This is a genomic window from Pseudomonas avellanae BPIC 631 (assembly GCF_000444135.1).
GTDB lineage: Bacteria > Pseudomonadota > Gammaproteobacteria > Pseudomonadales > Pseudomonadaceae > Aquipseudomonas > Aquipseudomonas avellanae.
This window is the reverse complement of the sequence record NZ_ATDK01000086.1, coordinates 1-3875: the sequence shown is the minus strand read 5'-3', so window position 1 is coordinate 3875 and position 3875 is coordinate 1. Positions and strand designations below refer to the sequence as shown.

Here is a 3875-nt window from a genome sequence, read left to right as displayed (position 1 = left end):
AACGAGGCCCTCACGTGCGTCTTTCATCAGGGTCCGAGCGATCAGCTCAAGATGACCGTTTGTAGTACCGCAGTCCTTCACCTTCTTTCAGTCGATCCGGCACATGCAGCGGAGTCAAACAGAAACTATTGGGCTTGTGCTCAATGGGGAAGCCCTTGGTGTCCACGATCACCCGCGACCTCCAACGCAGCTATTCATCAGACCGAGAATAGTTGTTAAGGTAAACGTCAGTATGGCCGCTTGAAAGCGCTGTTGCGTAGTAATCTTCGAATGATCGGTATGCTGGCACGATTCCGCCGCCGTAGTCGTGTGCGGCGTACCACATCGACGGATTCCCGTAGCCTAGTGATTCTATGACAGGTCGAGCCTCCGTAAAATATTTGACCATGTCTTCGATCGTTCCATACTCTGCTCTTTCGGTGTTATGAGCCGCGCGCCGCTGACCTATTCGTCCCTGCTGGAAACTGGAACGGATCTCCGCAATTTCATTGGCCCGGCTCAGGTTTGAGAGTTCAACCAATAATATATTGAGAGATTGATAGTGACGTCCTTGAACGTTGCTTGCTGTTGTCTCTGTCAAGGCAATAGACCGAGTTGCCGGTATTGTTGCGGCATGCCCAAAGGAATGGCCGATCTCACTGTCTGGCACGATCCTTATCGTGACACCACCTTCGCCCGCAACTGCGTTCATTCTTTTTCTAAAAGTGCTTGATGCCTTGTAAATTTCTTCTGCCATTGTCAGCAGATGGTCGATGCGCGGATCTTCGTCAGGATTTCTTACTTGCGCAATAACATTGCGCCAGCTGGTATCCGTGGTCCTGTAAAGCGGCGTTTCCGAGTTCAGACCTAGGTTTCGCATTGGGTCAAAGCGATCAAGAAAATCATCTCGTGCCTCAGCGGAAAGTTGATACACCGAGGTTAGGCCTTGACCGCCTACACTGTGCACCGGTGTGGACGAACCCGATACATGTCGAGGGCTTACTGGCGGACTATATACATAATGGGAGCCGGAAGTACCACAAATATTACCCATAAACAACACCCCTCAATTAAAATCGAACATTTTTTTAATTTCAGCTGCTACGCCTAGCAAGTTCTCAAACACCTCTCGCATCTGGACGTTATCAACCTCCAGCAAAGGGGTACGCGCATGTAGCTCTCCAATTTTTTTGCTATTCAAACCCAGTGTAAAGAAAGGCTTTCTAAAACTGAAACTGTTGAGATAAAGTATACTAATCAACGTATCGGCATCAGTTTTATGGAGCTGACCGATTTCGGCCACGAAATACACCCAGCGAAATTTGTCTTGGTAAATTTTGATTGAGACGCCGGTATTAAATTCAAAACAATAAATTTCGTGCTCATGTTTCTTCTCAGGAAAACTAGGCATGCCATAGTCTTTTGCGAGCCCATCGATTAAGCGGTCGAATGAATTTTTCATGGGGTCCCCTTAGATATTGAGCCAGCTGAGTGGTACGACACCCTATTGAAGTTCCACCAACTGTTCCTGTATAGGTGGTGTAAGCCGGAACCCCAGAAAATTCCGTCGGAAAACGTCACCTGAGCGGTTCACGGCTGCTTTTGCTATCCGACACGGTTTTCCGTACATGTTTTGGCCGCTCAATCAAACAGTTTTCGGCTTGGCGACGTCGCAGCTGGAAAATAACTGTTTGGCGTCAATCCGCACCAGTAGTGGCTTCCCGCCCATGACGGAAATTTCTGGGATTCCGGCTTACAACCCCGTATAGGAATTATTGAAATTCCTATACATGAACCTGCCGTCAGACGGTCGCCTGACGGTCCTTCAGGCGACTTTCAACGTACTCCCGAGCTTGTCGTTCGAGTTGATCGGTATGACGCGCGAGTTGCTTCTCTGCTTTGCGCATCTCCTTGAGACCCCACTTCTGCACAAGGCGGTCGTAGATTGATCCAGCTTCTGGAGAATCGTAAATTGGCTGAACGTTGAGTATCTGCATCATCCCTTTCGTACTCTCAGACCGTGTATTCATCACAATCTGGGTGTTGTGTGAATCAATAACTTGCATGCCTGCTGACTCGTAAAATGGCACTTTTTTGATCGTGCACGTCAGCTCAGTGTGGGGGTACAACCCGATCAGCGCGCTCATCAATTCACGACCTATACCACGGCATCGATGTGACTGCCTCACACACATGTAATTGACTCCGCAAGCCTCGGGATGAGTAGCCACAGGCAAGTACAGAACAAAACCGGTCACAACCTCTGTCTCTACCTCATCAAATGCCACTAAAAGCTCTACGGGTTTGCCTGGCTCTTCTGAGATTCGACTCAGATATACGCCCACCTCTGTAGGCAGAGCCCAACGAAAAACCTCATACATGAGATTGCTTGGCAGCACCGAATTCAAGCTCAGCTCAGTAACGTTGTCGGTGACCAACTGGATAACCTGGTCACCAACGCCATACGGAATGGGATGTGTGTCGTATCGGGTAATAATCATTATGAAACCTTGGGATAACGTGTAAGGGGGCTAATCCAAACCGCCGAAAACTCCGTCGGAAACGTCGACAGAGTGGTTCCCGACTATCACGGTTTCCCGTGTACATTTTGACCCCTCATTCAGGCCGTTTTTCGCTTGGCGGCATTACTGCCGGGAAACAAATGTTTGGCGTCAATCCGCACCATTACTGGCTTTCCGCGCATGACGGAAATTTCGGCGGTTCCGGCTTACAACCCCTTGTTGATCGAGTCGTTCAGCACTTTGGCCGGGACGAACTTGATGGCTTTCTTGGCAGCGATTTCGATAGCGGCACCAGTCGAAGGGTTGCGGCCAGTGCGTGCTGGACGCTCTGACACTTTCAGTTTGCCGATGCCCGGTAGAGTGATTTCTGCACCGCTTTCCAGTTGGTCGGCAACGATCTGTCCCAATTGCTCAAGAGCCTTACGCGCGGTGGTTTTTGGCGCATCGATAGCTTCTGCAATACCGGCAACCAATTGGTCTTTCGTCAAAGCCATGGTGGTGTTCCTTCCCTATCAAATTCATTTGGATTGCAGAGTAAGGGGTCAGCTTGGGGCAGGCAAGAGCCCAGCTCTCCAGTAGCAGCCCCCATTGATCGCGAAATGTAGAGACACGAACCAGGCTTGAGTTCGGCCCGAACACTAACTGACTGTGTGCTTGCGCGTATCCAGCGCAAGATTGTGAAGGCTGCACACACTTAATTCATACGCTCACTCCCCATCATGAACCATCCTCATGTTCTGTTTTTAAGGACACTACGGCTTGCGGCCCCTGCGGGACCGCAGATATCTGATGTACAGCATATGACACCCCCTGGTCGCGATCCGTCAGGGCCTGTTTTTTCAGGCACTGAACGGCCTCTCGGGGTGCCGCTTGGTCGCCCGGGGTTACCGTTGGCATCGCGTCTGCGCTCACCTTGAGCACACTCACAGTGGCAGGCTTGGTCACCTCAGACAGGATGTGTGCGTACCTGGCCACCGTGCTCGCAGAAACGCCGGCGAGTGCTGCAATCGCAGATCGCACCAGTGCCTTGCCCTGGTCTTGGAGCTGACGGCACGCGGCGCGTATCTTCGATTCTGTGGCTTTGTGCCGCAGTTCATGGGTGCGCTTGGCCGCCAGGCTCTGCCGTTCGGTGAGCGACAAGCTGCCATCGAGCTGCATGGCCCCTCGGTGGCAACGGCGATCACCGGTGTAGCGATCCCACGTCCAGCGGCCTACGGATTTGACCGTGGCGCGTATCGACGACAGCGGTAGGTTTTCCGAAAACCCCTGCTTTAGAAAGCTGTTGTGGTTGTAGGCATATGCATCGAGCGAGCGCATGAACGACTCAAACGAACCCAGCTCGCGCTCGCGATTGACGATGCTGTACGCAAAATA

General features: G+C 51.5%; 5 protein-coding genes. All 5 read right to left on the bottom strand.

All coding sequences use genetic code 11. The features are described from left to right. Nucleotides 1-190 precede the first annotated feature (190 nt). A complete protein-coding gene (locus tag DW49_RS1000000129620; RefSeq protein WP_005622002.1) occupies nt 191-1033 on the bottom strand; it encodes an AvrPphF family type III effector in 843 nt (280 codons plus the stop codon). Between the two features lie 12 nt (nt 1034-1045). Next, complete coding sequence (locus DW49_RS0106390; protein WP_005622000.1) at nt 1046-1441, bottom strand: CesT family type III secretion system chaperone; 396 nt, start codon at nt 1439-1441, stop codon at nt 1046-1048. A 340-nt stretch (nt 1442-1781) separates the two neighbouring features. After that, nucleotides 1782-2480, bottom strand: a complete 699-nt coding sequence (locus DW49_RS0106385; protein WP_024421138.1) for a GNAT family N-acetyltransferase — start codon at nt 2478-2480, stop codon at nt 1782-1784. Between the two features lie 227 nt (nt 2481-2707). Then, a complete protein-coding gene (locus DW49_RS0106380; RefSeq protein ID WP_005622242.1) occupies nt 2708-2995 on the bottom strand; it encodes an HU family DNA-binding protein in 288 nt (95 codons plus the stop codon). 223 nt (nt 2996-3218) lie between these two features. Next, nucleotides 3219-3875, bottom strand: a 657-nt coding sequence (locus DW49_RS0106375; RefSeq protein WP_024421137.1) for a primase C-terminal domain-containing protein, incomplete at its 5' end; no start/stop codon positions are given.

Excerpts from the sequence above, each read along its gene's own strand:
- DW49_RS0106390 (WP_005622000.1), bottom strand. The coding sequence starts at position 1,441 with ATGAAAAATTCATTCGACCGCTTAATCGATGGGCTCGCAAAAGACTAT.
- DW49_RS0106380 (WP_005622242.1), bottom strand. The coding sequence starts at position 2,995 with ATGGCTTTGACGAAAGACCAATTGGTTGCCGGTATTGCAGAAGCTATC.
- DW49_RS1000000129620 (WP_005622002.1), bottom strand. The coding sequence starts at position 1,033 with ATGGGTAATATTTGTGGTACTTCCGGCTCCCATTATGTATATAGTCCG.
- DW49_RS0106385 (WP_024421138.1), bottom strand. The coding sequence starts at position 2,480 with ATGATTATTACCCGATACGACACACATCCCATTCCGTATGGCGTTGGT.